Source organism: Blastococcus sp. VKM Ac-2987 (genome assembly GCF_026967805.1).
GTDB lineage: Bacteria > Actinomycetota > Actinomycetes > Mycobacteriales > Geodermatophilaceae > Blastococcus.
In genome coordinates this window covers 1,307,518-1,332,385 of sequence record NZ_JAPVBG010000002.1, presented here as the reverse complement: position 1 = coordinate 1,332,385, position 24,868 = coordinate 1,307,518, and the positions used below count along the sequence as shown (strand labels likewise).

Sequence of the window (24,868 nt, the reverse complement as noted above, 5' to 3'; positions counted from 1 at the left end):
GCCAGAACACGGGGTATTACTTGGCACTGACTTTCGGCACGCTGTTGAGTTCTCAAGGAGCGGACGCGCAGGAAACCGACCCTTCCGGGCTTCGTCCCTGGCTGGATGTCCAACTCTACGCCGGTTTCCAGCAGCCCGTCTAGCGGGGGCTGGTCCGGCGGCCCTTCCGGGCCGCGCGGCGCAAAGAGAAAGTTACACGCCCCCCTACGGCCGGTCAAACCCACCCCCCGTGACCCCCGCCACGCCCTGGCCACACCCCCGACACGGGCCGTTCACACGGGCCGGGAGCGGGCCCGCCGGGTCAGAGCCCCAGGAAGCTCTCGATGCCCACCGTCAGCCCCGGGCGCCGGCTGATCTCGCGGACCGCCAGGAGGACACCGGGCATGAACGACGCCCGGTCGTAGGAGTCGTGGCGCAGGGTCAGCGTCTCCCCCGCCGCCCCGAGCAGCACCTCCTCGTGCGCGACCAGGCCGGTGAGCCGCACGGCGTGCACGCGGACGCCCTCGATGTCGGCACCCCGGGCGCCGGGCAGCTCGTCGGTGGTGGCGTCGGGAACCGGTGGGAGGCCTGCCGCCCGCCGGGCCGCTGCCACGAGGCGGGCGGTGCGCAGCGCCGTCCCCGACGGGGCGTCCACCTTGTCCGGGTGGTGCAGCTCCACCACCTCGACCGAGGGGAAGAAGCGGGCCGCCTCCTGGGCGAAGCGCATCAGCAGGATGGCGCCGATGCCGAAGTTCGGGGCGATGACCACGCCCAGCTCGGGCTTGGGCTCCAGCCACTCCGCCACGGTCGCCAGCCGGGCCTCGTCGAACCCCGTGGTGCCCACGACGCAGTGGATGTTGTTGTCGATGCAGAACCGGATGTTGTCCATGACGACGTCCGGGCGGGTGAAGTCCACGACCACCTGGGCGCCGGCGTCGGCCACGTTGAACAGCCACTCGCCGTCGTCGACCATCGCCACGAGCTCCAGGTCCTCGGCCTGGTTCACCGCCTTGACCACCTCGGTGCCCATCCGGCCGCGGGCGCCGAGCACCCCCACCGGGATCAGCGAGGACGCGCTGTCGGGAGAGCCGGGCTGGAGGTCGGGCGCACTCGTGGTCACCGGGTCAGGTTTCCCGGCCGACGGCCACGACGCAAGACAGCCCCGCGATCAGCGGGACCGACGGGCGCCCCAGCGCCAGACCAGCAGGCCGACCGCGACGCCGGCCAGATCGGCCGCGCCGTCGGCCACCGATGCCGAACGCGCGAGCGGGGTCAGCCCCTGGACCAGCTCGCTGCCCACCGCGTAGAGCACGAGCCCCACCGCGAGCGGGGTGCGCGGGATGCCCGCCCACCTGCCGGTCACCGCCAGGCCGGCGAACACCAGCAGGTGGACGAGCTTGTCGACCCCGGGCGGGGCCGAGGGCACGTCCGACCCCGGGGCGAAGAGCACCACCAGCGACGCCAGGACGGCGAGGGCGAACACGGCGCGGGAGAGCGCACCCCCGACGGCGGGCACCCGGTCCTCAGAGCCGGTCGAGGTCGGACTCGCGGTACGGCCCCACGACGGCCAGGCAGGTCTCCCGGCCGAACAGCTCGGCGGCCACGGCCCGGACCTGGGCCTCGTCGACGGCCTCGATGCGCGCGAGCACGTCCCGCACGGGGACGTACTCCCCGTAGGAGAGCTCGCTCTTCCCGAGGCGGCTCATCCGGGAGCCGGTGTCCTCGAGCCCCAGGACCAGACCGCCCTTCAGCTGGCCACGGGCCCGGGCGACCTCCTCGGTCGTCAGCCCGTCGCCGGCCACCCGGTCGAGCTGCTCCCGGACCAGCCGCAGCACCTCGGGCACCCGCTTCTTCGAGCAGCCGGCGTAGACGGAGAACGCACCGGCGCCGGCGTAGTGGGTGAGCGCCGAGCCCACGCTGTAGACCAGCCCGCGCTTCTCGCGGATCTCCTGGAACAGCCGGGAGCTCATGCCGCCACCGACGGCGGCGTCCAGGACGGCGGCCACGTAGCGGCGCTCGTCCTGCCGCCCCATCGCGGGCGTGCCGAGCAGCAGGTGCGTCTGCTCGGTCCGCCGCGAGATGAGCCCGGTGGACCGCGCCGGGCGCACCAGGTCGACGTCCCCGGTGCGCAGCGGCGCCGGGCGCCCGGCGCCGGAGAGCCGGTCCCCGAAGGCGGCGGCCACCAGCTCGAGGACCTGCTGGTGGTCGACCCGCCCGGCCGCGGTGACCACGATCGAGGGCATCGCGTACCGGGAGCGGTACCAGCCGTCGACGTCGTCCCGCGTGAGCCCCTCGATGGACTCGACCGTGCCGAGCACCGAGCGGCCGAGCGAGGTGTCGCCGTACAGGGTCTCCGCGAACAGGTCGTGCACGGCATCGCCGGGCTCGTCGTCGCGCATGGCGATCTCCTCGAGCACCACCGTCCGCTCCGACTCCAGGTCCGCGGCGGTGTTGGTCGCGTCGGTGACCAGGTCGGCCAGCAGCGTCACCGCGAGCGGCAGGTCGCTGGCGAGCACGTTCGCGTAGTAGCAGGTGTGCTCCTTGGCGGTGAACGCGTTCATCTCACCGCCGACCGCGTCCATGGCCGTCGCGATCTCCAGCGCGCCGCGCGACGTCGTCCCCTTGAACAGCAGGTGCTCGAGGAAGTGCGACGAGCCCGCCACGTCCGGGGTCTCGTCCCGCGAGCCCACGCCCACCCAGATGCCGAGCGTCGCCGACAGCACGCCCGGCATCGTCTCGGTGAGCACCCGCAGGCCCCCGGGGAGCTCGGTGCGTTCGACCCGCCCCCCGACCTCGTCGAGGTCGAGCAGCGCCGTCGTCCCCACCGGGAACGGGGCGGGTGCATCAGCACCCGCCCCGGCCCGGATCAGATCAGTCGTGGTCACTCACCCGCAGGGGCGGCCTCGGCCGGAGCCTCGGCGGGCGTGTCGCCACCCTCGGCGGAGACCGGCGCGAGGCTGATCTTGCCGCGGGCGTCGATGTCGGTGATCTCGACCTGCATCTTGTCGCCGACGTTGGCCACGTCCTCGACCTTGCCGATGCGCTTGCCGCCACCGAGCTTGCTGATGTGCACCAGGCCGTCCTTGCCCGGGAGCAGGGAGACGAAGGCACCGAACGGCGTGGTCTTGACGACCGTGCCGAGGAACCGCTCGCCGACCTTCGGCATCTGCGGGTTGGCGATGGCGTTGATCCGGTCCACCGCGGCCTGGGCCGAGGGGCCGTCGGACGCGCCGACGTAGATGGTGCCGTCGTCCTCGATGGTGATGTCGGCGCCGGTCTCGTCCTGGATCGCGTTGATCATCTGGCCCTTGGGGCCGATCACCGCGCCGATCTTGTCGACCGGGATGCGCACCGTGGTCACCCGCGGGGCGAACGGGCTCATCTCGTCGGGGCCGTCGATGGCCTCGCCCATGACGTCGAGGATGTGCAGCCGGGCCGCGCGGGCCTGGGTCAGCGCACCGGCGAGGACGTCGGAGGGGATGCCGTCGAGCTTCGTGTCCAGCTGGAGGGCCGTGACGAAGTCCTTGGTGCCGGCGACCTTGAAGTCCATGTCACCGAAGGCGTCCTCGGCCCCGAGGATGTCGGTCAGCGCGACGTACTCGGTCGTGCCGTCGACCTCGTCGGAGACCAGGCCCATGGCGATGCCGGCGACCGGGGCGCGCAGCGGCACACCGGCGTTGAGCAGAGCCAGCGTCGAGGCGCAGACCGAGCCCATGGACGTCGAGCCGTTGGAGCCCAGCGCCTCCGACACCTGCCGGATCGCGTAGGGGAACTCCTCGCGGTCGGGCAGCACCGGCAGGATCGCCCGCTCGGCGAGCGCGCCGTGGCCGATCTCGCGGCGCTTGGGCGAGCCCACGCGACCGGTCTCACCGGTGGAGTACGGCGGGAAGTTGTAGTTGTGCATGTAACGCTTGCGGCTGACCGGCGAGAGCGTGTCCAGCTGCTGCTCCATGCGCAGCATGTTCAGCGTGGTGACCCCGAGGATCTGGGTCTCGCCGCGCTCGAACAGCGCCGAGCCGTGCACCCGCGGGATGACCTCGACCTCGGCCGACAGCGGCCGGATGTCGGTCAGGCCACGGCCGTCGATGCGGACCTTGTCGCGCAGGATCCGCTGCCGGACGACCTTCTTGGTCAGCGCGCGGAAGGCGCCGGAGATCTCCTTCTCGCGGCCCTCGAACCGACCGGCGAGCGCGGCCTTGACCTCGTCCTTGAGCGCGTCGGTGGCGTCCTCGCGCTCGGCCTTGCCGGCGATCTGCTGGGCCTGGGCGAGCTTGTCTCCGACCTGCGCCTCGACGGCGGCGTAGACGTCGTCCTGGTAGTCCAGGAAGCGCGGGAAGTCGGCGACCGGCTTGGCGGCCTTCTCGGCCACGGCGGCCTGCGCCTCGCACAGCGCCTTGATGAACGGCTTGGCCGCCTCGAGGCCCTGGGCCACGATCTCCTCGGTCGGGGCGGGGGCACCGCCGGCGACCAGGGCGATGGTCTTCTCGGTGGCCTCGGCCTCGACCATCATGATCGCGACGTCGCCGTCGGGCAGGACCCGGCCGGCCACGACCATGTCGAAGACGGCGTCCTCGAGCTCGGTCTGCGTCGGGAAGCCGACCCACTGGCCGTTGATTAGCGCCACCCGGGTGCCGCCGACGGGGCCGGAGAACGGCAGGCCGGACAGCTGGGTGGACGCCGAGGCGCCGTTGATGGCGAGCACGTCGTAGAGGTGCTCGGGGTCCAGCGACATGACGGTGATGACGACCTGGACCTCGTTGCGCAGGCCCTTGGCGAAGGTCGGGCGCAGCGGCCGGTCGATGAGGCGGCAGGTGAGGATCGCGTCCTCGGACGGCCGGCCCTCGCGGCGGAAGAACGAGCCGGGGATGCGCCCGGCGGCGTACATCCGCTCCTCGACGTCGACCGTCAGCGGGAAGAAGTCGAACTGCTCCTTGGGCTGGCGGCCGGCCGTGGTGGCCGACAGCAGCATGGTGTCGCCCATGGTGACGACGACGGAGCCGGCGGCCTGGCGGGCGAGCCGGCCGGTCTCGAAGGTGACCGAACGGCTGCCGAAGCTGCCGTTGTCGATCACCGCGGTGGCGGTGGTGACCCCGTCCTCGGGGTCGAACTCGGCAGCGATGCTGCCCTGCGTGGTGGGTGCGGACATCTGTCCTTCTCTCTTCGTCGCATACCGCGACGTTCCTCTTGCGGCGCCTCGCGCCGACCTGCGTTCCGGGGGCGACCGGTCTTCGATCGAAGCCCTCGGGCGTGCTGTTCCCCCGCGGGGAGGAAGCGATGCGTCCCGGGGGCCACTACCGAGGACCGGCCCTTCGCGGGTGCGGTCGGCCGGGGGCCTGGAGACTCGGACGGCGGGTGCCGTACGAGAGAGGGGACCGTCCCGGAGCGATCCGGGAGCGGTCCCCTCGACGTGCTATCGGCGCAGGCCGAGCCGCTCGATCAGCGAGCGGTACCGGTTGATGTCGGTCTTCGCCAGGTAGTTCAGCAGCCGGCGACGCCGGCCGACCAGCAGGAGCAGGCCCCGACGGCTGTGGTGGTCGTGCTTGTGCATCTTCAGGTGCTCGGTGAGGTCGCTGATCCGGCGGGTCAGCATGGCGACCTGCACCTCGGGCGAACCGGTGTCCTTCTCGACCGTCGCGTAGTCGGTCATGATCTGCTGCTTCGTCGCGCTGTCGAGCGCCATGGTTCGCCTCCGGGGCGGATTGCGTGTGGCCCCCGGTCTGACTCACGAGGGCAGGCTTCACACAGCCGTGCGGACACGGCCGTCGGTCACTCTACGCCGTCCCCCCGCCGGCACCGCCGCCAGGTGCCGTCCCCCGGGGCGGGGAGACCCTCCGGGCCCGGCGCGGCAGGTCAGTCCGGCATGCCGAGGACGGTGCGGGTGTCGGCGACGTCCCGGTCCATGGCGACCACCAGCGCGGCGACGTCCGGGAAGGACGTCATGGGCCGTAGCCGCTGGGCGAACTCCACGCCCACGTGCTCGCCGTAGAGGTCGCCGTCGTAGTCGAGGACGAAGGCCTCCACGGTGCGGCGGCTGCCCTGGAAGGTCGGGTTGGTGCCGACCGAGATCGCGGCCGGGAGGCGCTCCCGGCTGGCGCCGGTGCGCGGGTCGCGGGTGATCAGGTGCCCGGCGTAGACGCCGTCGGCGGGGATGGCCGTGTAGGCGGGGGTCTCCACGTTGGCCGTCGGGTAGCCGAGGTCCCGGCCCCGGCGGTCACCGCGGACGACGACGCCGTCGACCCGGTGCGGCCGGCCGAGCGCGCGCGCCGCCGGGACCATGTCGCCGGCGGCGACGCAGGCGCGGATGTAGGTCGAGGAGATGGTCACCTCGCCGTCCTCCGACGAGTCCTGTGCCAGCGGCACGCCCTCCACGGCGAAGCCGAAGCGACGGCCCTCCGCGGTGAGCGTCGGCACCGTGCCCGAGGCGCGGTGGCCGTAGGTGAAGTTCTCCCCCACCACCACCTGCGCCGCGTGCAGCCGCTCGACGAGCACCGTGTGGGTGAACGTCTCCGGCGGCAGCTTGCTGAACTCGGCGGTGAACGGCAGCACGCACATGGCGTCCACGCCGAGCTCGGCGACCAGCTCCGCCTTGCGGTCGAGCGAGGTGAGGATGGCCGGGTGCGAGCCCGGGCGGACCACCTCCGCCGGGTGCGGGTCGAAGGTCAGCAGCAGGCACGGACGGCGCATCGCCCGGGCCCGCGCCACGGCCGCCCCGATCAGCTTCTGGTGCCCGCGGTGCACGCCGTCGTACATCCCGACGGTGACCACGGTGCGGCCGAGGTCACCCGGGGTGGCCTCGAGCCCCCGCCAGCGCAGCACGCGACCAGCTCCCGGCCCGGTCAGGAGACCCGGTGCAGCCAGCCGTGGGTGTCGGCCACCCGCCCGTGCTGGATGTCGAGCAGCGTCTCGCGCAGCCGCATGGTGAGCGGGCCCGGGCTGCCGTCGCCGATGGTGAAGTCGCCGGTGCGGGCCTTCACCTCGCCGACGGGCGTGATGACGGCGGCGGTGCCGCAGGCGAAGGTCTCGGTGACGGTCCCCTCGGCCACGCCCTGCCGCCACTCGTCCACGGAGAACCGGCGCTCGGTCACCGGGTGGCCCAGCTCCCGGGCCACCTCGATCAGCGAGTCGCGGGTGATGCCCGGCAGCAGGGTGCCGGTGAGCTCCGGGGTGACCAGCTGGGCGTCGTCGCCGGAGCCGAGGACGAAGAACAGGTTCATCCCGCCCATCTCCTCGACGTACCGCTTCTCGACGGCGTCGAGCCAGACGACCTGGTCGCAGCCGGCCTCGATGGCCTGTTCCTGCGCCAGCAGGCTGGCCGCGTAGTTGCCGGCGCACTTGACGTCGCCGGTCCCCCCGGGAGCGGCCCGGATGTAGTCCTCGGAGAGGTAGACCGAGACCGGGTGGACGCCTCGGGGGAAGTAGGCGCCGGCCGGGCTGGCGATGATCAGGAACAGGTACTCCGACGCCGGCCGCACACCCAGGAAGGGCTCGCTGGCCAGCTGGTAGGGCCGGACGTACAGGGTCTGGTCGGGGCCGGTGGGCACCCAGTCGCGGTCGGCGTCGACCAGCGCGTCGACGGCCCCGAGGAAGGCGTCCTCGGGCACCGGTGGCATCGCCAGCCGCCGCGCGCCGCGGGCGAACCGGGCCGCGTTGGCCTCGGGGCGGAAGGTCGCGACGCTGCCGTCCGGCTGGGCGTAGGCCTTGAGCCCCTCGAAGATCGACTGCGCGTAGTGCAGCGCCGCCGTCGACGGGTCCAGCTGGAGCGGCGCGTAGCGGGTGATCCGCGCGTCGTACCACCCGCGACCGGCCTCGTAGCGGGCCACGAACATCGAGTCGGTGAAGTAGCGGCCGAAGCCCGGGTCGGCCAGCAGCTCTTCCCGCTCGGCGACGGAGCGGCGCGCCACGTCCTCCACGACCACCGGCACACCCTCGACGAACGTCCGGGACGTGGTTCGGCTGTCGGAGAGCGTGTCGGTCATGGCTCCTACCTGGCGGGCGCGTGTTCGGGCGGGACCGGCGGTCGCCGGATCCGCCCGCTCACCCTAGCCCGCGCCTCCGGGCGGGAGCCGCCGGTGGAGCACCGGCGGGCCGGCCGGCCGCGGTACGGGCCGGCCGGCGACGGTCAGGCCTGGTGCTCCTCGTGCTCCTGGTGCTCCTGGTTGACCTTGGGGCCGGCGTACTCCAGCACCTCGTAGGTCCACACGTGTGCCGAGTGCGGGGCGGCGGAGGCGAGCGTGTCGCCGCCGCCGTCGTGGGCCCGGTCGAAGTCCTGGCTCGACTGCCAGGCCTCGTAGGCCTCCACGCTGCTCCACCGGGTGTAGACCAGGTACTGGTCGGTGCCCTCCACCGGGCGCAGGAGCTCGAACCACTCGAAGCCGGGGGTGTTCTCGACGGCTCCGGCGCGCCCGCGGAACCGCTCCTCGAAGCGCTCCTGCTTGTCCTTCGGCACGGTGATCGCGTTGATCTTGACGACGCTCATGGCCCTCACCTTCCCGTGCCGCGCGGCGGTCAACCGCCACCCGCCCGGCAGGGCGCCGGAGGGCTCAGCCGGGTGGGAAGCCCACCGCGACCCGCGCCGTGCGGCCGGCGTCCTCGACCAGCGCGGCGAGGCGGCCGTCGGGGTCGACGGCGGCGTGCAGCCCGGCGGCCCCGGTCGCCGGGATGCGCTGGCCGTAGCCGAGCGCCCGCGCCTCCTCGGCGGTGAGCTCCCGGGCGGGGAAGACCAGCAGGGCGGCCTCGGTGAGGCCCAGGAACCCCGGCCCGCCGGCGGCGACGAGCGAGGCCGCGGCGTCCTCCACGACGCGGGCCTCCGCCACCGTGAACGGCCCCGAGACGGTGCGGCGCAGCGCGGTGAGGTGCCCGCCCACCCCCAGCGCGGCCCCGACGTCGCGGGCGATGGCGCGGATGTAGGTGCCGGCGGTGCAGTCGACGGTGACGTCGACGTCGAGCAGGTCCGGGGCCGGCCGACTGGTGCGGTGCACCTCCAGTCGGTGCACGGTCACCGAGCGCGGCTGGAGCTCCACCGTCTCCCCCGCCCGCACCCGGTCGTAGGACCGGCGGCCGTCCACCTTCACCGCGCTGACCGCCGACGGCACCTGCTGCAGCGGCCCGGTCTGGGCGGCCAGCGCCGCGCGGACGGCGTCGTCGTCGAGGGAGGCGGCCGAGGTGGTGCTCAGCACCTCCCCCTCGCGGTCGTCGGTGACCGTGGCCTGGCCGAGGCGGATCGTGGCCTCGTAGGTCTTGTCGTGGCCGCCGACGTGGCCGAGCAGGCGGGTCGCCGCGCCGACCCCGAGGACCAGCAGGCCGGTCGCCATCGGGTCGAGGGTGCCGGCGTGCCCCACCTTGCGCACCGACAGCGCCCGGCGGGCGCGGGCGACGACGTCGTGCGAGGTCATGCCACCCGGCTTGTCGACCAGCAGCAGACCGGGCGGGACATCGGCGTCGGGGCGCTTGGGGCTCACCCGACCACCGTCCCAGGCGCCCCGAGCCAGCGGTCACCCGCCACCCGGACGAGGACGGCGACCAGGCGCAGGCCGATGAACAGCGTGAGCCCGGTCCAGACCCCGGCCAGCCCCAGGTCGAGCGGGCCCGCCAGCAGGGACATCGGCAGGAACCCGGCCAGCGCGGCGGCGATGGTGACCGTCCGCAGGTAGCCGACGTCGCCGGCGCCCATCAGCACGCCGTCCAGGGCGAAGACGAGCCCGGCCAGGGGCTGGAAGCCGGCGAGGAACCACCAGACGACGGCGGCCTGCGCCAGCACGGCCGGGTCGTCGGTGAACAGCGGTGGCAGCACGTCGCGCAGCGCGAGCAGGACGGCGGCCACGAGGCAGCCGGTGGCCAGCCCCCAGACCGCCACCCGGCGGGCGGTCGTGCGGGCGTCGTCGGGTCTTCCGGCGCCGAGGGCGTGGCCGACCAGCGTCTGGGCGGCGATCGCGTACGCGTCGAGCACCAGGGCGAGGAACAGGAACAGCTGCAGCGCGATCTGGTGCGCCCCGAGCGCGGCGGTCCCGGTCCGGGCGGCGACGCCCGCCGCGACGAGGAAGGACAGCTGCAGCACCGCCGCCCGCAGCAGCAGGTCGCGGCCGATGACCAGCTGCCGCGTGATGGCGCGGGGCCGGGCCTGCCAGGCGGCGCCCTCGCGGAGCAGCGCCCGGACGAACAACCCGGCGGTCAGCGCCTGCCCCACCACGTTGGCCACGGCGGAGCCGTCCAGCCCGAGCCCGGCCGGGTGCACGAGGAGGGGGCAGAGCACGAGGCTCAGCAGGCTGCCGGCGAGGACGTAGCGCACGGGCCGGCGGAGCTCCTGCACCCCCCGCAGCCAGCCGTTCCCCGCCAGCGAGACCAGCAGCAGGGGCGCGCCCAGCGACGCGATCCGCAGCCAGCCCTCGCCCGCCTCCGCCACCGGCCCCGCTCCCCCGGCCAGCGCGCGGGTGAGCGGACCGGCGAGCAACTGGAACAGCAGGACCACCAGCACCCCGAGGGCGAGGGCGAGCCAGGTGGCCTGCACGCCCTCCTCGACCGCCCCGGCACGGTCGCCGGCGCCGGCCCGGCGGGCCGCCCGCGCGGTGGTGCCGTAGGCGAGGAAGTTCAGCAGCGCCGCCGCCCAGGCCAGCAGCCCGCCACCGACGGCGAGCCCGCCGAGCGCGACGGTGCCGAGGTTCCCGACGACGGCGGTGTCGACCAGCAGGTACAGCGGCTCGGCCGCCAGCACGACCAGCGCCGGCAGCGCGAGCGAGAGGACCGACGGGCGGCGCCCGGACGGGGTGGAGATGGCCATGTCCGCCCCGGTCAGCGGGCGGTGAGCTGGTCCCGGAGCGCCGCGACGGTCCCCTCGCGGTCGAGCGTCGAGGTGTACCCGGCGGCCGCACGGTGCCCCCCGCCCCCGAGCGCCATGGCCACCCGGGCCACGTCGGTGGCCCCGCGCGACCGGAGCGAGACCGACCACGCCCCGTCGTCCTGGCCCTTGAGCACGCACGCCACGTCGGCCTCCTGCGCCGAGCGGACGACGTCGACGAGCGCCTCGAGCTGCTCGCCGGGCAGGCCGTGCTCGGCCGCCTCGGCGGTGCTCGACCAGGTCCAGACCAGCCCCGCGCCCACCCCGGTCTCGAGCACGGCGCGGCCCGCGACGACCGACAGCAGCCCCAGCCAGCCGAAGGGCGCGGTGTCGAAGAGGCGGCGGCTGATGGCCGCGTGGTCGATGCCGGTGCTCAGCAGCCGGGCCGCCAGCTCGTGCGTCTCCGGCCGGGTGCTGCCGAACCGGAAGGAGCCGGTGTCGGCGGCGAGGCCGGCGTAGAGGCAGGTCGCCAGCTGGGGGTCCAGGGCCACCCCGAGGCCGTCGAGGAGGTCGGCCACCAGCGTGACCGTCGCCGGCGCCGTGGGGTCGACCAACCGCACCCGGCCGAAACCGGGGTTGCTGGCGTGGTGGTCGACGACCACGGACGTCCCGGCGCGGGCCAGGAGCGGCGCGAGCTCACCGAGCCGCCCCGGGGACGCCGCGTCGAGGCTGACGAAGACGTCCGGCGACGACGGCACGGCGTCCGAGGGCACCAGGCCCTCCGCCCCGGGGATCCAGCCGAGCGAGGCCGGGAGGGTGAACGGCCCGGGGAAGGTGGCCAGCACCCGGGCTCCGCGCCGCCGCAGGCCCTCGGCGAGCGCGAGCGTGCTGCCGAGGGCGTCGGCGTCGGGCTGGACGTGGCCGGAGAGGACCACGGTGGCCCGGGCGTGCGCGGCCTCGGCCAGCACCGCGGCGGCGGCCCGGGCCGCGTGCCCGAGCTCCTCGGCCGCGCTGCCCGCCGGGTTCGCCGACGTCACGCGCCGGCGTCGGGATCGGCGACCCGACCGCCCTGCTTCTCGCGGATGTCCCCGCCGCCCACCGGGTACCCGGGGCCGCCGTCGTCGGGCTCGTCCTCGGCGATGCTCGGCACCTCGCCGATCTGGCCGCGCTTGCCGCCGTCGGTCGGGTCGCCCTCGCCGTCGACCTTGCGGTCGCCGAGCATCGACGTGCCCTCGCCCTCGAGGGGCTCGTACGGGTTCGGGTCGTCCTGGCTCACAGTGCGCTCCTGGTCTCGACGGCGGCGTCCTCGCCCTGGTCATCGGCAGCTCCGGAGCCGTCCGGAGCGTCGACGACGGCCTCGTCGAGGTCGTCGTCCTCGTCGTCCTCCGCGGGCTTCCGGTAGGGGTCGGCCTCGCCGGCGTAGCTGGCGCCCTCCCGGGCGCGGGCCAGCTCCGCATCGGCGTGCCGGGCGCGCTCCAGCGCCTCCTCGAGCTCCCGCGCGGTGTCCGGGACGATGTCGGCGACGAAGGTCAGCGTCGGGACGAACTTGATCCCGGTCTGCCGGCCGACCGTGGACCGCAGCACGCCGGTCGCGCTGGTGAGCGCCCTGGCCGAGTCGGCGATCTGGGTTTCGTCGCCGTAGACGGTGTAGAACACGGTGGCTTCGCGGAGGTCGCTGGTCACCCGGGCATCGGTGACGGTCACCATGCCCAGGCGGGGGTCCTTGATCTGGGACTCGATCGCGGCGGACACGATCTGTCGGATGCGCACGGCGAGCTTGCGTGCGCGGGCCGGGTCGGCCATCGGAGGACCTCCAAGGTTCGTGGATGGAACGGCCCCCTCGCAGGGTCCCGCGGCGATCGTGCGAGCCGTGGGGGGCGAGGGGGTCCTTCAATCGGTGTCGCTGAACAGCTGGCGGTGGGTCGACAGCAGGGTCACCTCCGGCCGCTCGGCCAGCAACCGCTCGCAGGCGTCCAGGACGTCGGTGACCTGGGCGGCCTCCCCCGCGACGGTGGCGACGCCGACCTGCACGCGGCGGTGCAGGTCCTGGTCGCCCACCTCCGCGGCGGCGACGGCGAAGCGGCGCCGCAGCTCGGCCACGATCGGCCGGACCACGGCTCGCTTGCCCTTGAGCGAGTGGACGTCCCCGAGCAGCAGGTCGGCGGTCAGGGAGCCGGTGAACACCCGGACCCCACCTCCCTCCTGCCCTGGGACGGGCACCCCGCGGCCGGGAGGTCGTCCTCCCGGCCGCGGGGTGCCCGCTCAGGTGCTGGACCGGTCAGTCGCGCGGCTTCTCACGCATCTCGAAGGTCTCGATCACGTCATCGATCTTGATGTCGTTGTACGACCCCAGGCCGATACCGCACTCGTAACCCTCGCGGACCTCGGTCGCGTCGTCCTTGAACCGGCGGAGGGACTCCACCGTCAGGTTGTCGGCGACCACGGCACCGTCACGCATCAGGCGCGCCTTGGCGTTGCGCACGATCGTGCCGCTGCGGACCAGCGAACCGGCGACGTTGCCGATCTTCGGCACCCGGAAGACCTCGCGGACCTCCGCCGTGCCGAGCTGGACCTCCTCGTACACAGGCTTGAGCATGCCCTTGAGCGCGGCCTCGATCTCGTCGATCGCCTGGTAGATGACCGTGTAGTACCGGACGTCCACCCCCTCGCGGTTGGCGAGCTCGGTGGCCTGGCCCTCGGCCCGGACGTTGAAGCCGAGGACGATGACGTCGTCGGCCAGCGCCAGGTCGATGTCGCTCTTGGTGATCCCACCGACGCCGCGGTGGATGACCCGCAGCGCGATCTCGTCGTCGATCTCGATCTTCATCAGGGCCTCTTCGAGCGCCTCGACGGTGCCCGAGTTGTCGCCCTTGATGATCAGGTTGAGCTGGCGGGTCTCCTTGAGCGCGGCGTCGAGGTCCTCCAGGCTGATCCGCTTGCGCATCGAGGCGTTCTGCGCGTTGCGGATGCGGGCCTGGCGGCGGTCGGCGATCTGCCGTGCCACCCGGTCCTCGTCGACGACCAGGAAGGTGTCGCCGGCACGGGGCACCGAGGTGAGCCCGACGACCTGCACGGGGCGGGCCGGGAGGGCTTCCTTCAGCTTGTTGCCGTGCTCGTCGAGCAGCGAGCGGACGCGACCGTAGGCGTCGCCGGCCACGATCGAGTCGCCCTGGCGCAGCGTGCCGCGCTGGACGAGCACCGTGGCGACGGGGCCGCGGCCCTTGTCCAGCTTGCCCTCGATGACGACGCCCTGCGGGTCCTGCTCGGTGTTCGCGCGCAGGTCCAGCTCGGCGTCGGCGGTCAGCAGGACCGCCGTGAGCAGCTCGTCGATGCCCTGGCGGGTGATCGCCGAGACGTCGACGAACATCGTCTCGCCGCCGTACTCCTCGGCGACCAGGCCGTACTCGGTGAGCTGCTGGCGGATCTTGGCGGGGTTGGCCCCCTCCTTGTCCACCTTGTTCACCGCGACCACGATCGGCACCTCGGCGGCCTGGGCGTGGTTGAGCGCCTCGACCGTCTGCGGCATGACGCCGTCGTCGGCCGCGACGACCAGGATGACGATGTCGGTGACCTTCGCGCCGCGGGCACGCATCGCGGTGAACGACTCGTGACCCGGGGTGTCGATGAAGGTGACCGGGCGCTCGTTGCCCTCCAGCTCGGTGACGACCTGGTAGGCGCCGATGTGCTGGGTGATGCCGCCGGCCTCGCGGGCCACCACGTTGGCGTCGCGGATCGCGTCCAGCAGCTTGGTCTTCCCGTGGTCGACGTGACCCATGACGGTCACCACCGGCGGACGGGCGGACCAGTCCTCCTCGTCACCCTCCTCGTCACCGAAGGTGAGGTCGAAGGTCTCGAGCAGCTCGCGGTCCTCGTCCTCGGGGCTGACGACCTGGATGACCCAGCCGATCTCGGCCCCGAGCAGCTGCAGCGTGTCGTCGTTGACCGACTGCGTGGCGGTGACCATCTCGCCCAGGTGGAACAGGGCGGTGACCAGCGCGGCCGGCTGGGCGTTGATGCGCTCGGCCAGGTCGGTCAGTGAGGCACCGCGGGGCAGCCGGACGGTCTGCCCGTTGCCGCGCGGCAGGCTGACGCCGCCCATGCTGGGCGCCGCCATGGAGTCGAACTCCTGACGCCGCTGCTTCTTGCTCTTGCGCCCGCGGACCGGACCCCGGCCACCGGGACGCCCGAAGGCACCGGCCGTACCGGCACCCGAGCCACCGCGACCGCGGCCACGGCCACCGCCGCCACCACGGAAGCCACCGCCGGCGGGCGCGCCGGCGCCCGGGGCACCGCCGCCACCGCCGGGACGGAAGCCACCGCCGCCGCCGGGGCCACCCGGACGGCCACGGCCCGCACCGCCGGGGCCACCACCGGGACGGCCGCCAGCGGCCGGCCGCGGCGGCATCATGCCGGGCGACGGGCGCTGCGGCATCATGCCCGGGTTGGGACGGGGACCGCCCGGACCGGCCGCGGGACGCGGACCGCCGGGACCGGCGCCGGGACGCGGGCCACCGGGTCCGGCCGGACGGGGACCGCCGGCACCGGGCGCCGGACGGGGGCCGCCGGCACCGGGCGCGGGACGCGGGCCGCCGGCCGCGGGGCCGGGGCGCGGACCGCCGGCCGCCGGGGCCGGGCGGGGTGCGCTGCTGAAGGGGTTGTTGCCCGGACGCGGGGCCGGCCGGGGGCCGGGACGCGGGCCACCGGGGGTGGCGCCGCCGGCCGCGGCCGGACGGGGCGCGGCGGGACGCGGACCCGACGGCTGCTGCGGCGGAGCCGCCGGAGCCGGGGCCTGCGCGGCCGGAGCCTGCGGTGCCGGGGCCTGGGGGGCCGGCGCCTGGGCCGGGGGCTGCGGACTGGGAGCCGCGGGACGCGGACCCGGACGCGGACCCGGAGCGGCCGGTCGCACGGGTGCGGACGCCGCCGGGGCCTGGGGAGCCGCCGGGGCCTGGGGAGCCGCCGGGGCCTGCGGTGCAGGCGCCACGGACGGCGCGGACGGCGCCGCGGGCGCGGTCGGCCGGGGAGCGGGTGCGCTCGGACGCGGGGCGGACCCGCCGTTGCCGCCACCGGTGGCGGCGCCGAGCGCCTCGCGCAGCCGCCGGGCCACGGGGGCCTCGACGGTCGAGGACGCGGACTTCACGAACTCGCCCTGCTCCTTGAGCTTGGCGAGCACGGTCTTGCTGTCGACACCGAACTCCTTGGCGAGTTCGTGTACGCGGGCTTTGCCTGGCACGGGTCTCCTCTTGGTGAGGCCGGCGGCTTGCCCGCTCGACCTCGTCGTTAGTGGCGCATGGTCATCGTGAGAACTTCACGGCTGAGTCATCCGACGGTGTCCTGTCGACGTGCGGACCGGCCTGGTGCCGGCCCGACTGGGAACTGCTGTCGCCCGTCCCGGTCCCGCTTCCCGGCTCCTCAGGACGAGGTGCCGAGCACGTGGGCCCGGAGCGGACCGACCTCCACGGGGGCGTTGGTGCGCAGCGCCCGCTGGAAGGCCCGACGTCGCTCCGCTGCGCGCAGGCACTCCGCGGTCGGGTGCAGCGAGGCACCACGACCGGGGAGGCGCCGTCGCGGATCGGGGACCAGGTCCCCGGCCACGACGACGACGCGCAGCAGATCGACGACCGACGCCCGCTTCCGGCACCCCACGCAGGTGCGGACCGGATCCGACGTTTCGGCCATCTGCAACTCTAGCGCGTGGCCGGTCCGCGTTGTTCCGCCCGGCGCGGGGCCGAGCGGGAACCGCCCGCGGGAGCCTGGGATCGGCCCCCCGGTGCACCGCCGCGCCCCCCGCCCGGGTGAGGCGGCAGCCCGGAGCGCAGGGGCGGCCGACCCACCCCCGGGGAGGGGGATGCGTCGGCGTCGTCGGTCTGGGCGTCGCTGCGGATGTCGATCCGGCACCCGGTCAGCCGGGCGGCCAGGCGGGCGTTCTGGCCCTCCTTGCCGATGGCCAGCGACAGCTGGTAATCGGGGACGACGACGCGCACCGCCTTGGCCTGGGGGTCGACGAGCCGGGCGCTGCTCACCCGGGCCGGGCTCAGCGCCGAGGCGACGAAGTCCGCCGGGTCCTCCGACCAGTCGACGATGTCGATCTTCTCGCCGTGCAGCTCGCTCATCACGTTGCGGACCCGCTGCCCCATCGGGCCGATGCAGGAGCCCTTGGCGTTGAGCCCGGGCACCGCGGTGCGGACGGCGATCTTCGAGCGGTGCCCGGCCTCGCGGGCGACGGCGACGATCTCGACGCTGCCGTCGGCGATCTCGGGGACCTCGAGCGCGAACAGCTTGCGGACCAGGTTCGGGTGGGTCCGCGACACCGTGACCTGCGGGCCGCGGAAGCTGCGGGAGACCGCCACCACGTAGGCCTTGATCCGGCTGCCGTGGGTGTAGGTCTCCCCCGGCACCTGCTCGGCGGACGGCAGCACGGCCTCGACCTTGCCGATGTCGATCATCACCAGCCCGCTCGCGTTGCGGCGCTGGTCGGCCTGGACGATGCCGCTGACGATGTCGCCTTCCTTGCCCGCGTACTCGCCGAAGGTCTGCTCGTGCTCGGCGTCGCGCAGCCGCTGCACGATGACCTGCTTGGCGGTGCTGGCCGCGATCCGGCCGAAGTCCGAGGGGGTGTCGTCCCACTCGCGGACGACCTCTCCGTCGGGGCCGACCTCCTGCGCCAGGACGGCGACCTCGCCGCTCTTGCGGTCCACGTGCACGCGCACGTGCTTGGCGGCGCCCTCGGCGTGCCGGTACGCGGTCACCAGGGCGGTCTCGAGCGCCTCGATCACCGTGTCGACCGGGATGCCCTTCTCCCGCTCGACCGCCTTCAGCGCGGTGACGTCGATGTTCACTTGTCTCCTCCGTCGTCGTCCGCGAGCTCGGCCTGGTCCAGGCCCTCGAGCTCGGCGGCGTCGTCCTCCGCGATGTCCTCCGCGGTGTCGTCGTCAGCGCTGTCGGCGACGGCGTCCGCGCGGCCGAACTCCACCTGCACGTGTCCGGCGCCGAGCTCGGCCCACGGCACCCGGCGCGGCTGCGGCGGGCGCTTCTTCGCGCCGGGCTTCCCCTTCGCCTCCACGGCCAGCAGCACACCGCTGTCGTCGACCTCGGTGATCCGCCCGGTGAGCTGCTCGGCCGCCCCGGCCGGACCGACCGCGACGGCCACGAGCCGCCCGGTGTTCCGGCGCCAGTGCCGGTGCTCGGTCAACGGCCGGTCGACCCCCGGGCTGGTCACCTCCAGCACGTAGGGGGTGCGCCCCATGCCGTCGTCGTTGCTGTCGAGCACCTCGGAGACGGCGCGGCTGACCTCGGCGATGTCGTCCAGGGTGACCCCCTGGTCGCGGTCGACGACCACGCGGACGACGCTGCGCCGGCCCGCGGGGGTGACCACCAGTTCCTCGAGGTCGTACCCGGCCGACGTGACGACCGGGTGGATCCACCCGGCCAGCCGTTCGGTGGCGGGATCGCTCCGCTGGGTTCCGCGAGAGGCGGACACGGTGCCTCCTCAGGCTCGGTCGGCCGCACGATGCGTGCGCGCACCCCTGCGGCCCGGCGCCGTGGACCTGCGTCGCTGGCCGGGCCGGTGTCGAGGGGAAGTGCCCAGGCTACCGCCCACCGGGCGGCTCCGGCCCGGCGCGGGGCCACCCGGGGCCCGCTCCCGGCCGCGTGCCGGCCGGGACGGACGGGACGGGCGGGGGTGCGGTGACCACCGGGTGACCCGGCACGCCCGGCCGGCGGTACGACCGGCTGCCGACGGCACCGGCTGAGAGGATGGGGCCGATGCCTCCCACCCTTCCCCTCGCGCCGCGGGCGTTCTCCCGCCGGACGCTGCTGGCGGTCTCCGCCGCCGGCCTCGCCGTGGCGGCGGCCGGGTGCACCTCGGCGCCCCCGGTCGACGAGCGGGACACCGTGACCAGCGCGCAGGCCGACGAGCTGGCCGCCCAGGTCGCGGTGCAGGCGACGCTGGTCGAGGCCTACGAGCGGGCGTTCGAGGCCGACCCCGCGCTGGCCGCGACCGCCGGCGACCTGGGAACGCAGGCCCGGGCGCAGCTCGACCGGCTGCGCGCCGCCGCCCCGGGCAGCAGCCCCTCGGCCACCGCACCGCCCGAGACGCCTCCGCCGGGCGAGGGGCAGGCGTGGCTGCGGGCGCAGGTCGCCGTCGCCGCCGCCTCGCACGCCGCCGCCGCGCTGGGCCAGTCCGGCGGACGGGCAGCCCTCCTGGGCTCCATCGCCGCGGGCCTGCGCGGCCACGACGCACGACTGGCATGACGGAGAGCGGCCATGGCTGACGACGAGACGACCGACACCGCGGCCGAGGACGCGGCGCTGGACGCCGCCCTCGCCGCCGAGCACGCGGCGGTCTGGGGGTACGGCGTGGTCGGGGCCGCGCTGCCCCCGGGCGAGCGCGCCGCCGCGGCCGCCGCGGAGGACGACCACCGCGCCGTCCGCGACCAGCTGGTCCTGCTGCTCGGTGAGCGGGGGGCCGAGCCGGCGATGCCGGAGGCGGGGTATGCGCTGCCCTTCCCGGTGCTGTCGCCGGTCGACGCGGCGGCGCTCGCCGTCGTCCTGGAGGAGGGCGTCGCGGCGGCGTGGGTGCGGGTCCTCGACCGCGCGGCGGAGCGGCCGGCCCGGGCGCTGGCGATGGAGGTGCTCGGCGCCACCGAGGTGCGCGCCGTCGGTTGGCGCGGGGCGGCGGGGCAGCCGACGGTCACCAGCGCGTTCCCCGGCCTCCCGGAGCGCTGAACCGGCGGCGGCTCAGCCGAGTGCGCCCAGGAACGCGTCGGTCACCGCCACCGCCGCACTGCTGGACTGCCCGCCCTCGACCAGCACGGCGAAGGCGATGTCGCCGGCCGGGCCGCCGAGCTGGTAGCCCATGAACCAGCCGTGCGAGTCCGGTGGCGTGCCCGTGCCGTACTCGGCGGTCCCCGTCTTGCCGGAGACCTCGCCGCGGTCGGCGAGCGCCTGCGCGGTCCCGGACAGCACGACCTGCCGCATCATGGGGCGCAGCGCGTCGAGCACCTCGGAGGCCGGTCCCGCGGGGACCGGGCCTGCCGCCTCGGCGCCCACGACCTCCACCGGGGCGACCGGCGTCCCGCCCGCGATGCCCGCGGCGACGAGCGCCAGCTGCGCCGGGCTGACGAGCACCTGCCCCTGCCCGATGGCGTCGGCCGCCTTCGTCGTCCCGGTGCTGTCGCGCGGGACGCTGCCGCCGAAGATGCCGACCGGCAGGTCCCAGTCGGTGCCGACGCCGTAGGCGGCGGCCGCGTCGGCCAGCGCGGCGTCGGGCAGCGCCAGGCCCTGCTGGATGAAGGTGGTGTTGCACGACTGCGCGAAGGCCTCGGTGAACGGGACGGTGCCGAGGTCGAACTGGTCCTGGTTCTCGAACTCGCGGCCCTCGACGGTCGTCGTGCCGGGGCAGGGCACGGCGGTCGAGGGCGTGAGGGCTCCGGCGGACAGCAGCGCCGTGGCCGTCACCGCCTTCATGCTCGAGCCCGGCGGGTACTGCCCGCGGAGCGCGTTGCCGGCGTCGGCTCCCTCGTTGGAGGAGACGGCGAGGAGCTCGCCGGTGCCGGGGCGCACGGCCACCAGGTGGGTGGGGCGGGACTCACCGGCCACCGCGGCGTCCGCGGCCGCCTGCACGGCGGGCACCAGGGGCGTCTGCACCGGCTGCCCGGCGACCGGGGGCACCGACGCGACCTCGCGGCCGGCGGTCCCGGGCGCCTCGTCGGTGCCGACCACGGAGACGGTGAACCCCGGGGTGCCGGTCAGCTGGTCCTGGTAGGCCCGCTGCAGTCCGGAGAGGCCGAGCTGGTCCCCTGCGGCGTAGCGGGGCTCGCCCTCGTCGGTGGTCTCCTCGATGATCTCGGCGGTCGCCGCCCCGACCCGCCCCAGGAGGGCCGAGGCGAAGCGGGCGGTCGGCGCGAGCAGCCGGGTCTCGGTGGGGAACACCGCGCCGGGCAGGTCGAAGACCTGGCCGCGGATCGCCTCGAAGTCGGGACGGCGCAGGGTGATCACCGGGACGAACTGCCCGTCGGGCGCGGCCTGCACGTCGGCGGTGATCTCCTCGGGGGCGATGCCGGTCGCGGCGCCGAGCGCCGACGCCAGCGCCGGCAGGTCGGTGACCTGGGCGGGGTCGACTCCCACGTTCACCACCTCGGTCGGGGTGAACAGCGGAGCGCCCGTGGCGTCGGTGATCGGGGCGCGCTCCGCGAGGGTGCGGTCGAGCGCGAGGCGTTCCCCCTCCTCCAGCTCGGGGTGGACCATCGCCGGCTCGGCGACGACCTCCCACGCCTCGTCGCCCTCCCGGAGCCGCAACGTGCCCTCGTAGCTCCACCCGGGAGCCGCCTCGAGATCCCAGGCGGCGGTCCAGCCGACGGTGGCGGCGCCGTCCTCGACGGTCACCTCGCCGAGCTCCGCGGTCAGGTCGGCGCCCGGCAGGTCACCGGCCGTCTGCTCGAGCAACGTGGTGGCGGCGGCGGGATCGGTGGTCCCGGCGGCCGCGGCGGCGGTGTCCCCGGCGGCCCAGTCGTCCAGGAAGGACTGCGCGGCCACGCGGACGTCGTCCTCGCTGCTGCCCGAGCACGCGCCCAGGACCGGCGCGGTCAGCACGAGCAGGGCGGTGGGGAGAGCGAGACGTCGTCGTGTCGACACGGTCACAGGTTGTCAGACGGAGCCGCCGGTTCAGAACAGGACGCTGGCGTACTCGCCGACCTCGCGGAACCCCACGCGCCGGTACGCGGCCCGGGCGCGGGTGTTGTAGTCGTTGACGTACAGGCTGACCACCGGCGCGATGACGGCGCGGGCGTACTCGACCACGGCGGCGGTGCAGGCGGTCCCGATGCCCTGCCCGCGCAGCGTCGGTGCGACCCAGACGCCCTGCACCTGGCACGCGCCCCGGCACACGGCGCCGATCTCGGCCTTGAACAGGACCGCGCCGTCCTGGATCCAGGCCAGCGACTGACCGGCCCGCACCAGCTCGTCCACCCGGGCCCGGTAGCCGGCGCCCCCGTCGGTCCGCAGCGGGCTGACCCCGACCTCCTCGGTGAACATCGCGACGGCGGCCGGCAGCAGGACGTCGAGCTGGTCGGGTCGCACCGGCCGCACCCGCGGCTCGGGGGCCACGACCGGCGGGCCGTCGATCGCCATCAGCGGCTGGCGGGGCCGGTGGTCGCGGGCCGGCCCCCACACCGGGGCGAGCAGCTCCCACATCGGCTCGACGGCGGCCGACGGGCCGACGATCGTCGAGCAGCGGCGGCCGGCCCGGCGGGCCCGGTCGGCGAAGGCGTCGGCGGCGGCGCGCTCGGCGCCCGGCCGGGCGAACGGGATGAGGTTGGCGCCGGCCAGGCAGACGGCGTCGAGCTCCCGGCCGGTGCCGATGCCCCAGAGCGGGGCGCCCAGCGCGAGCGGCGCGGTACCCGCGACCTCGACCCGGCCGGCGATGACGCAGGCGGCGACCGGGTCGGTCGCCAGCAACCGCCGCACGGCCGGCTCGTCCGCCTCGTCGAGGACGCGGGCGCCGGAGGCGCGCAGCACGGTCAGGTGACGGTGACGACCGGAGGCCCCGAGGGCTCCCCGGCGTCGACGTGCTCGCCGGCGATGCGCATGGCCTCCTCGATCAGGGTCTCGACGATCTGCGACTCGGGCACGGTCTTGATGACCTGGCCCTTGACGAAGATCTGCCCCTTGCCGTTGCCGGAGGCCACGCCCAGGTCGGCCTCGCGCGCCTCGCCCGGGCCGTTGACGACGCAGCCCATGACGGCCACGCGCAGCGGCACCTCCATGCCCTCCAGGCCGGCGGTCACCTCGTCGGCGAGCGTGTAGACGTCGACCTGGGCGCGCCCGCAGGACGGGCAGCTGACGATCTCCAGGCCCCGCTGCCGCAGGTTGAGCGACTCGAGGATCTGGTTGCCGACCTTGACCTCCTCGGCCGGCGGGGCCGAGAGGGAGACCCGGATCGTGTCCCCGATCCCCTGGCTCAGCAGCGCCCCGAAGGCGACGGCGGACTTGATCGTGCCCTGGAACGCCGGCCCGGCCTCGGTCACGCCGAGGTGCAGCGGGTAGTCGCACTGGGCGGCGAGCAGCTCGTAGGCGCGGACCATGATCACCGGGTCGTTGTGCTTGACCGAGATCTTGATGTCGCGGAAGTCGTGCTCCTCGAACAGCGAGCACTCCCACAGCGCCGACTCGACCAGCGCCTCGGGGGTGGCCTTGCCGTACTTGGCGAGCAGCCGCTTGTCCAGCGAGCCGGCGTTGACCCCGATCCGGATCGGGGTGCCGGCGTCCTTGGCCGCCTTCGCGATCTCGCCGACCTTGTCGTCGAACTTCTTGATGTTGCCGGGGTTCACCCGGACCGCGGCGCAGCCGGCGTCGATCGCGGCGAAGACGTAGCGCGGCTGGAAGTGGATGTCGGCGATGACCGGGATCTGCGACTTCCGCGCGATGATCGGCAGCGCCTCGGCGTCGTCGGTGTCGGGCACGGCCACGCGCACGATCTGGCAGCCCGACGCCGTCAGCTCGGCGATCTGCTGCAGCGTGGCGTTGATGTCGGCGGTCTTGGTGGTGCACATCGACTGCACGCTGACCGGGGAGTCGCTGCCGACGCCGACGCCGCCGACGTCCAGCTGTCGGGTTTTGCGCCGGGGGGCGAGGACGGGCGGGGGTGCAGCGGGCATGCCGAGGCCGACGGGGATCGCCATGACGCCCAGTATCCCCCGCCGCGCCGTCGACGCCGGAAGAGCGGCTGTGACGTACGCGTCCGGGTGGTCGGGCACGGGCGTTCCGGCGACGCAGATCAGCCGGCCAGCCTCACCGGGTTGACGATGTCGGCGACGAGCAGCAGCAGCGACAACCCGATGAACAGACCGGCGACGGCGTAGGCGACGGGCATCAGCCGGGCGATGTCGAAGGGGCCGGGGTCGGGCCTGCCGCGCAGCCGCGCGACGACCGACCGCGCCTTCTCGTACAGCGCCCCGGCGACGTGCCCGCCGTCCAGCGGGTAGATCGGCAGGAGGTTGAACAGGAAGAGGACGAGGTTCATCCCGGCCAGCAGCTGGATGAAGTAGCCGATCTTCTGCGTCGCGGAGAACTCCTCGAAGGCGAAGACCTCCCCGGAGATCCGGCTGACGCCGACGACGCCGATCGGTCCGAGCGGGTCGCGCTCCTCGCCCAGGAAGGCGGCGCGGAACAGCTGCGGGACCCGCTCCGGGATCTCGAGCAGCCGGTCCACCGAGCGGACGACGATGTCGCCGAAGTGGCCCGGCACCTCGGTGAGCGACTGCCGCACCTCGGTCTGCAGTGGGCTGATGCCGACGTACCCGACGACCCGGGTCTGCTCGCCGTCCTCGCTGAGGTAGACCTCGTTCTCGATGGGGGTGACGGGGAGGTCGAGCCGCTCGCCGTCCCGCTCGACGGTGAAGACGACGGGCTCGTCGGCGCTGACCCGGATCGCCTCCTGCACCTGCTCCCAGCCGACGTCGGTCTCCTGCGGGACCGGCTCGCCGTCGAGGGCGACGATGGTGTCCTCGGGCCGCAGCCCGGCCTCCGCCGCGGGGCTGCGCACCGGGAGGGCGCAGCCCGCTGCGCCGGGCTCGCACAGCGCCCCCTCGGGCGTGATGGGGATCGAGCACGGGTCCTCCGCGCCGGCGGTGGCCGCACCGGCGGGCAGCACGCACTCGGGCACCGTGCGGATCGTCGTGGTGATCTCCGGGATCCCGAAGCCCGTCAGCACGACGGTGAAGAAGACCACCGCCAGCACCAGGTTGTGGAAGGGCCCGGCGAACATGACGATGACCCGCTGCCACCAGGGCTTCTTGTAGAAGACCCGGTCCCGGTCGCTCGGCCGGACGTCGTTGAGCGCCTGCCCGCGCACCTCGGCGATGAAGCTGCGCATGCGGGTGGCGCGCTTGCTCTCGCCCTCCTCGGCCGGCGGGATCATGCCGACGATGCGGATGTAGCCGCCCAGGGGGACGGCCTTGACGCCGTACTCGGTCTCGCCGCGGCGCCGGGAGTACACGGTGGGGCCGAAGCCGACCATGAACTGCGGGACGCGCATGCCGAACTTCCGCGCCCACCAGAAGTGGCCCGCCTCGTGGAAGGCGATGGAGAACATCAGGCCGAGGGCGAACAGGACGATCCCCA

The 24,868-nt window shown here is 74.6% G+C and carries 24 protein-coding genes and 1 pseudogene; 2 read left to right on the top strand and 23 right to left on the bottom strand.

Features of this window, described 5'->3' with window-relative positions; genetic code table 11:
• Positions 1 to 301 precede the first annotated feature (301 nt).
• The 19 genes and pseudogenes from dapB to rimP form a co-directional block, all read right to left on the bottom strand.
• Complete coding sequence (gene dapB / locus O2W17_RS15370) at positions 302 to 1,099, bottom strand: 4-hydroxy-tetrahydrodipicolinate reductase (protein ID WP_269193284.1); 798 nt, start codon at positions 1,097 to 1,099, stop codon at positions 302 to 304.
• A 48-nt stretch (positions 1,100 to 1,147) separates the two neighbouring features.
• The gene (locus O2W17_RS15365) at positions 1,148 to 1,495 is read right to left on the bottom strand and encodes a VanZ family protein (protein ID WP_269193283.1); all 348 of its coding nucleotides are present in this window, start codon (positions 1,493 to 1,495) and stop codon (positions 1,148 to 1,150) included.
• Between the two features lie 7 nt (positions 1,496 to 1,502).
• Entirely contained in the window at positions 1,503 to 2,864 is a 1,362-nt protein-coding gene (locus O2W17_RS15360) for a M16 family metallopeptidase (RefSeq protein WP_269193282.1), read from the bottom strand.
• Positions 2,861 to 5,125, bottom strand: a complete 2,265-nt coding sequence (locus tag O2W17_RS15355) for a polyribonucleotide nucleotidyltransferase (RefSeq protein ID WP_269193281.1) — start codon at positions 5,123 to 5,125, stop codon at positions 2,861 to 2,863. The genes O2W17_RS15360 and O2W17_RS15355 overlap by 4 nt, the downstream gene beginning before the upstream one ends.
• Before the next feature lie 264 nt (positions 5,126 to 5,389).
• A complete protein-coding gene (gene rpsO / locus O2W17_RS15350) occupies positions 5,390 to 5,659 on the bottom strand; it encodes a 30S ribosomal protein S15 (protein ID WP_113812701.1) in 270 nt (89 codons plus the stop codon).
• Between the two features lie 170 nt (positions 5,660 to 5,829).
• Positions 5,830 to 6,795 carry a bifunctional riboflavin kinase/FAD synthetase gene (locus O2W17_RS15345; protein WP_269193280.1) on the bottom strand — a complete coding sequence of 322 codons (966 nt, stop codon included), beginning with the start codon at positions 6,793 to 6,795 and terminating at the stop codon, positions 5,830 to 5,832.
• A 20-nt stretch (positions 6,796 to 6,815) separates the two neighbouring features.
• Positions 6,816 to 7,955, bottom strand: coding sequence for a branched-chain amino acid aminotransferase (locus O2W17_RS15340; protein ID WP_269193279.1), 1,140 nt, complete (start codon positions 7,953 to 7,955; stop codon positions 6,816 to 6,818).
• Positions 7,956 to 8,098: 143 nt separating this feature from the next.
• Entirely contained in the window at positions 8,099 to 8,455 is a 357-nt protein-coding gene (locus tag O2W17_RS15335) for an antibiotic biosynthesis monooxygenase family protein (RefSeq protein WP_269193278.1), read from the bottom strand.
• Between the two features lie 64 nt (positions 8,456 to 8,519).
• The gene (gene truB, locus O2W17_RS15330) at positions 8,520 to 9,437 is read right to left on the bottom strand and encodes a tRNA pseudouridine(55) synthase TruB (protein WP_269193277.1); all 918 of its coding nucleotides are present in this window, start codon (positions 9,435 to 9,437) and stop codon (positions 8,520 to 8,522) included.
• Positions 9,434 to 10,753, bottom strand: a complete 1,320-nt coding sequence (locus O2W17_RS15325) for an MATE family efflux transporter (protein ID WP_269193276.1) — start codon at positions 10,751 to 10,753, stop codon at positions 9,434 to 9,436. Before O2W17_RS15325 ends, truB begins: the two co-directional genes overlap by 4 nt.
• A gap of 11 nt (positions 10,754 to 10,764) precedes the next feature.
• The gene (locus O2W17_RS15320) at positions 10,765 to 11,787 is read right to left on the bottom strand and encodes a DHH family phosphoesterase (RefSeq protein WP_269193275.1); all 1,023 of its coding nucleotides are present in this window, start codon (positions 11,785 to 11,787) and stop codon (positions 10,765 to 10,767) included.
• Positions 11,784 to 12,026, bottom strand: a complete 243-nt coding sequence (locus O2W17_RS15315) for a hypothetical protein (protein WP_269193274.1) — start codon at positions 12,024 to 12,026, stop codon at positions 11,784 to 11,786. Before O2W17_RS15315 ends, O2W17_RS15320 begins: the two co-directional genes overlap by 4 nt.
• On the bottom strand, positions 12,023 to 12,553 hold the full coding sequence (rbfA, locus tag O2W17_RS15310) for a 30S ribosome-binding factor RbfA (protein WP_269193273.1): 531 nt from the start codon (positions 12,551 to 12,553) through the stop codon (positions 12,023 to 12,025). The genes O2W17_RS15315 and rbfA overlap by 4 nt, the downstream gene beginning before the upstream one ends.
• Before the next feature lie 87 nt (positions 12,554 to 12,640).
• Positions 12,641 to 12,934, bottom strand: a complete 294-nt coding sequence (locus O2W17_RS15305; protein ID WP_269193272.1) for a DUF503 domain-containing protein — start codon at positions 12,932 to 12,934, stop codon at positions 12,641 to 12,643.
• Between the two features lie 94 nt (positions 12,935 to 13,028).
• Positions 13,029 to 14,864 carry a translation initiation factor IF-2 gene (gene infB / locus O2W17_RS15300; RefSeq protein WP_269193308.1) on the bottom strand — a complete coding sequence of 612 codons (1,836 nt, stop codon included), beginning with the start codon at positions 14,862 to 14,864 and terminating at the stop codon, positions 13,029 to 13,031.
• A 972-nt stretch (positions 14,865 to 15,836) separates the two neighbouring features.
• Positions 15,837 to 15,980: pseudogene (locus tag O2W17_RS15295) on the bottom strand (translation initiation factor IF-2 N-terminal domain-containing protein); the annotation flags it as partial.
• A 179-nt stretch (positions 15,981 to 16,159) separates the two neighbouring features.
• Positions 16,160 to 16,426 carry a YlxR family protein gene (locus O2W17_RS15290; RefSeq protein WP_269193271.1) on the bottom strand — a complete coding sequence of 89 codons (267 nt, stop codon included), beginning with the start codon at positions 16,424 to 16,426 and terminating at the stop codon, positions 16,160 to 16,162.
• Between the two features lie 8 nt (positions 16,427 to 16,434).
• On the bottom strand, positions 16,435 to 17,586 hold the full coding sequence (gene nusA, locus O2W17_RS15285) for a transcription termination factor NusA (RefSeq protein WP_269193270.1): 1,152 nt from the start codon (positions 17,584 to 17,586) through the stop codon (positions 16,435 to 16,437).
• Entirely contained in the window at positions 17,583 to 18,227 is a 645-nt protein-coding gene (gene rimP, locus O2W17_RS15280; protein WP_269193269.1) for a ribosome maturation factor RimP, read from the bottom strand. The genes nusA and rimP overlap by 4 nt, the downstream gene beginning before the upstream one ends.
• Positions 18,228 to 18,511: 284 nt before the next feature.
• On the opposite strand from rimP, the gene O2W17_RS15275 reads away from it, so the two are divergent.
• Complete coding sequence (locus O2W17_RS15275; protein WP_269193268.1) at positions 18,512 to 19,000, top strand: hypothetical protein; 489 nt, start codon at positions 18,512 to 18,514, stop codon at positions 18,998 to 19,000.
• Between the two features lie 12 nt (positions 19,001 to 19,012).
• Entirely contained in the window at positions 19,013 to 19,474 is a 462-nt protein-coding gene (locus tag O2W17_RS15270) for a ferritin-like domain-containing protein (RefSeq protein WP_269193267.1), read from the top strand.
• A gap of 12 nt (positions 19,475 to 19,486) precedes the next feature.
• On the opposite strand, the gene O2W17_RS15265 is transcribed toward O2W17_RS15270, so the two are convergent.
• The 4 genes from O2W17_RS15265 to O2W17_RS15250 form a co-directional block, all read right to left on the bottom strand.
• A complete protein-coding gene (locus tag O2W17_RS15265) occupies positions 19,487 to 21,382 on the bottom strand; it encodes a penicillin-binding transpeptidase domain-containing protein (RefSeq protein ID WP_269193266.1) in 1,896 nt (631 codons plus the stop codon).
• Between the two features lie 30 nt (positions 21,383 to 21,412).
• Positions 21,413 to 22,264, bottom strand: a complete 852-nt coding sequence (locus tag O2W17_RS15260) for a GNAT family N-acetyltransferase (RefSeq protein ID WP_269193265.1) — start codon at positions 22,262 to 22,264, stop codon at positions 21,413 to 21,415.
• 2 nt (positions 22,265 to 22,266) lie between these two features.
• Positions 22,267 to 23,427 carry a flavodoxin-dependent (E)-4-hydroxy-3-methylbut-2-enyl-diphosphate synthase gene (ispG, locus tag O2W17_RS15255; RefSeq protein ID WP_442864580.1) on the bottom strand — a complete coding sequence of 387 codons (1,161 nt, stop codon included), beginning with the start codon at positions 23,425 to 23,427 and terminating at the stop codon, positions 22,267 to 22,269.
• 95 nt (positions 23,428 to 23,522) lie between these two features.
• Positions 23,523 to 24,857, bottom strand: coding sequence for a M50 family metallopeptidase (locus tag O2W17_RS15250; RefSeq protein ID WP_269193306.1), 1,335 nt, complete (start codon positions 24,855 to 24,857; stop codon positions 23,523 to 23,525).
• Positions 24,858 to 24,868 lie beyond the last annotated feature (11 nt).

What these genes read in the sequence shown, in the direction of transcription:
- O2W17_RS15355 (WP_269193281.1), bottom strand. Translation starts at nt 5,125, where the DNA reads ATGTCCGCACCCACCACGCAGGGCAGCATCGCTGCCGAGTTCGACCCC.
- O2W17_RS15325 (WP_269193276.1), bottom strand. Translation starts at nt 10,753, where the DNA reads ATGGCCATCTCCACCCCGTCCGGGCGCCGCCCGTCGGTCCTCTCGCTC.
- ispG (WP_442864580.1), bottom strand. Translation starts at nt 23,427, where the DNA reads ATGGCGATCCCCGTCGGCCTCGGCATGCCCGCTGCACCCCCGCCCGTC.
- rpsO (WP_113812701.1), bottom strand. Translation starts at nt 5,659, where the DNA reads ATGGCGCTCGACAGCGCGACGAAGCAGCAGATCATGACCGACTACGCG.
- O2W17_RS15270 (WP_269193267.1), top strand. Translation starts at nt 19,013, where the DNA reads ATGGCTGACGACGAGACGACCGACACCGCGGCCGAGGACGCGGCGCTG.
- rbfA (WP_269193273.1), bottom strand. Translation starts at nt 12,553, where the DNA reads ATGGCCGACCCGGCCCGCGCACGCAAGCTCGCCGTGCGCATCCGACAG.
- O2W17_RS15335 (WP_269193278.1), bottom strand. Translation starts at nt 8,455, where the DNA reads ATGAGCGTCGTCAAGATCAACGCGATCACCGTGCCGAAGGACAAGCAG.
- infB (WP_269193308.1), bottom strand. Translation starts at nt 14,864, where the DNA reads ATGGCGGCGCCCAGCATGGGCGGCGTCAGCCTGCCGCGCGGCAACGGG.
- O2W17_RS15275 (WP_269193268.1), top strand. Translation starts at nt 18,512, where the DNA reads ATGCCTCCCACCCTTCCCCTCGCGCCGCGGGCGTTCTCCCGCCGGACG.
- O2W17_RS15290 (WP_269193271.1), bottom strand. Translation starts at nt 16,426, where the DNA reads ATGGCCGAAACGTCGGATCCGGTCCGCACCTGCGTGGGGTGCCGGAAG.
- O2W17_RS15340 (WP_269193279.1), bottom strand. Translation starts at nt 7,955, where the DNA reads ATGACCGACACGCTCTCCGACAGCCGAACCACGTCCCGGACGTTCGTC.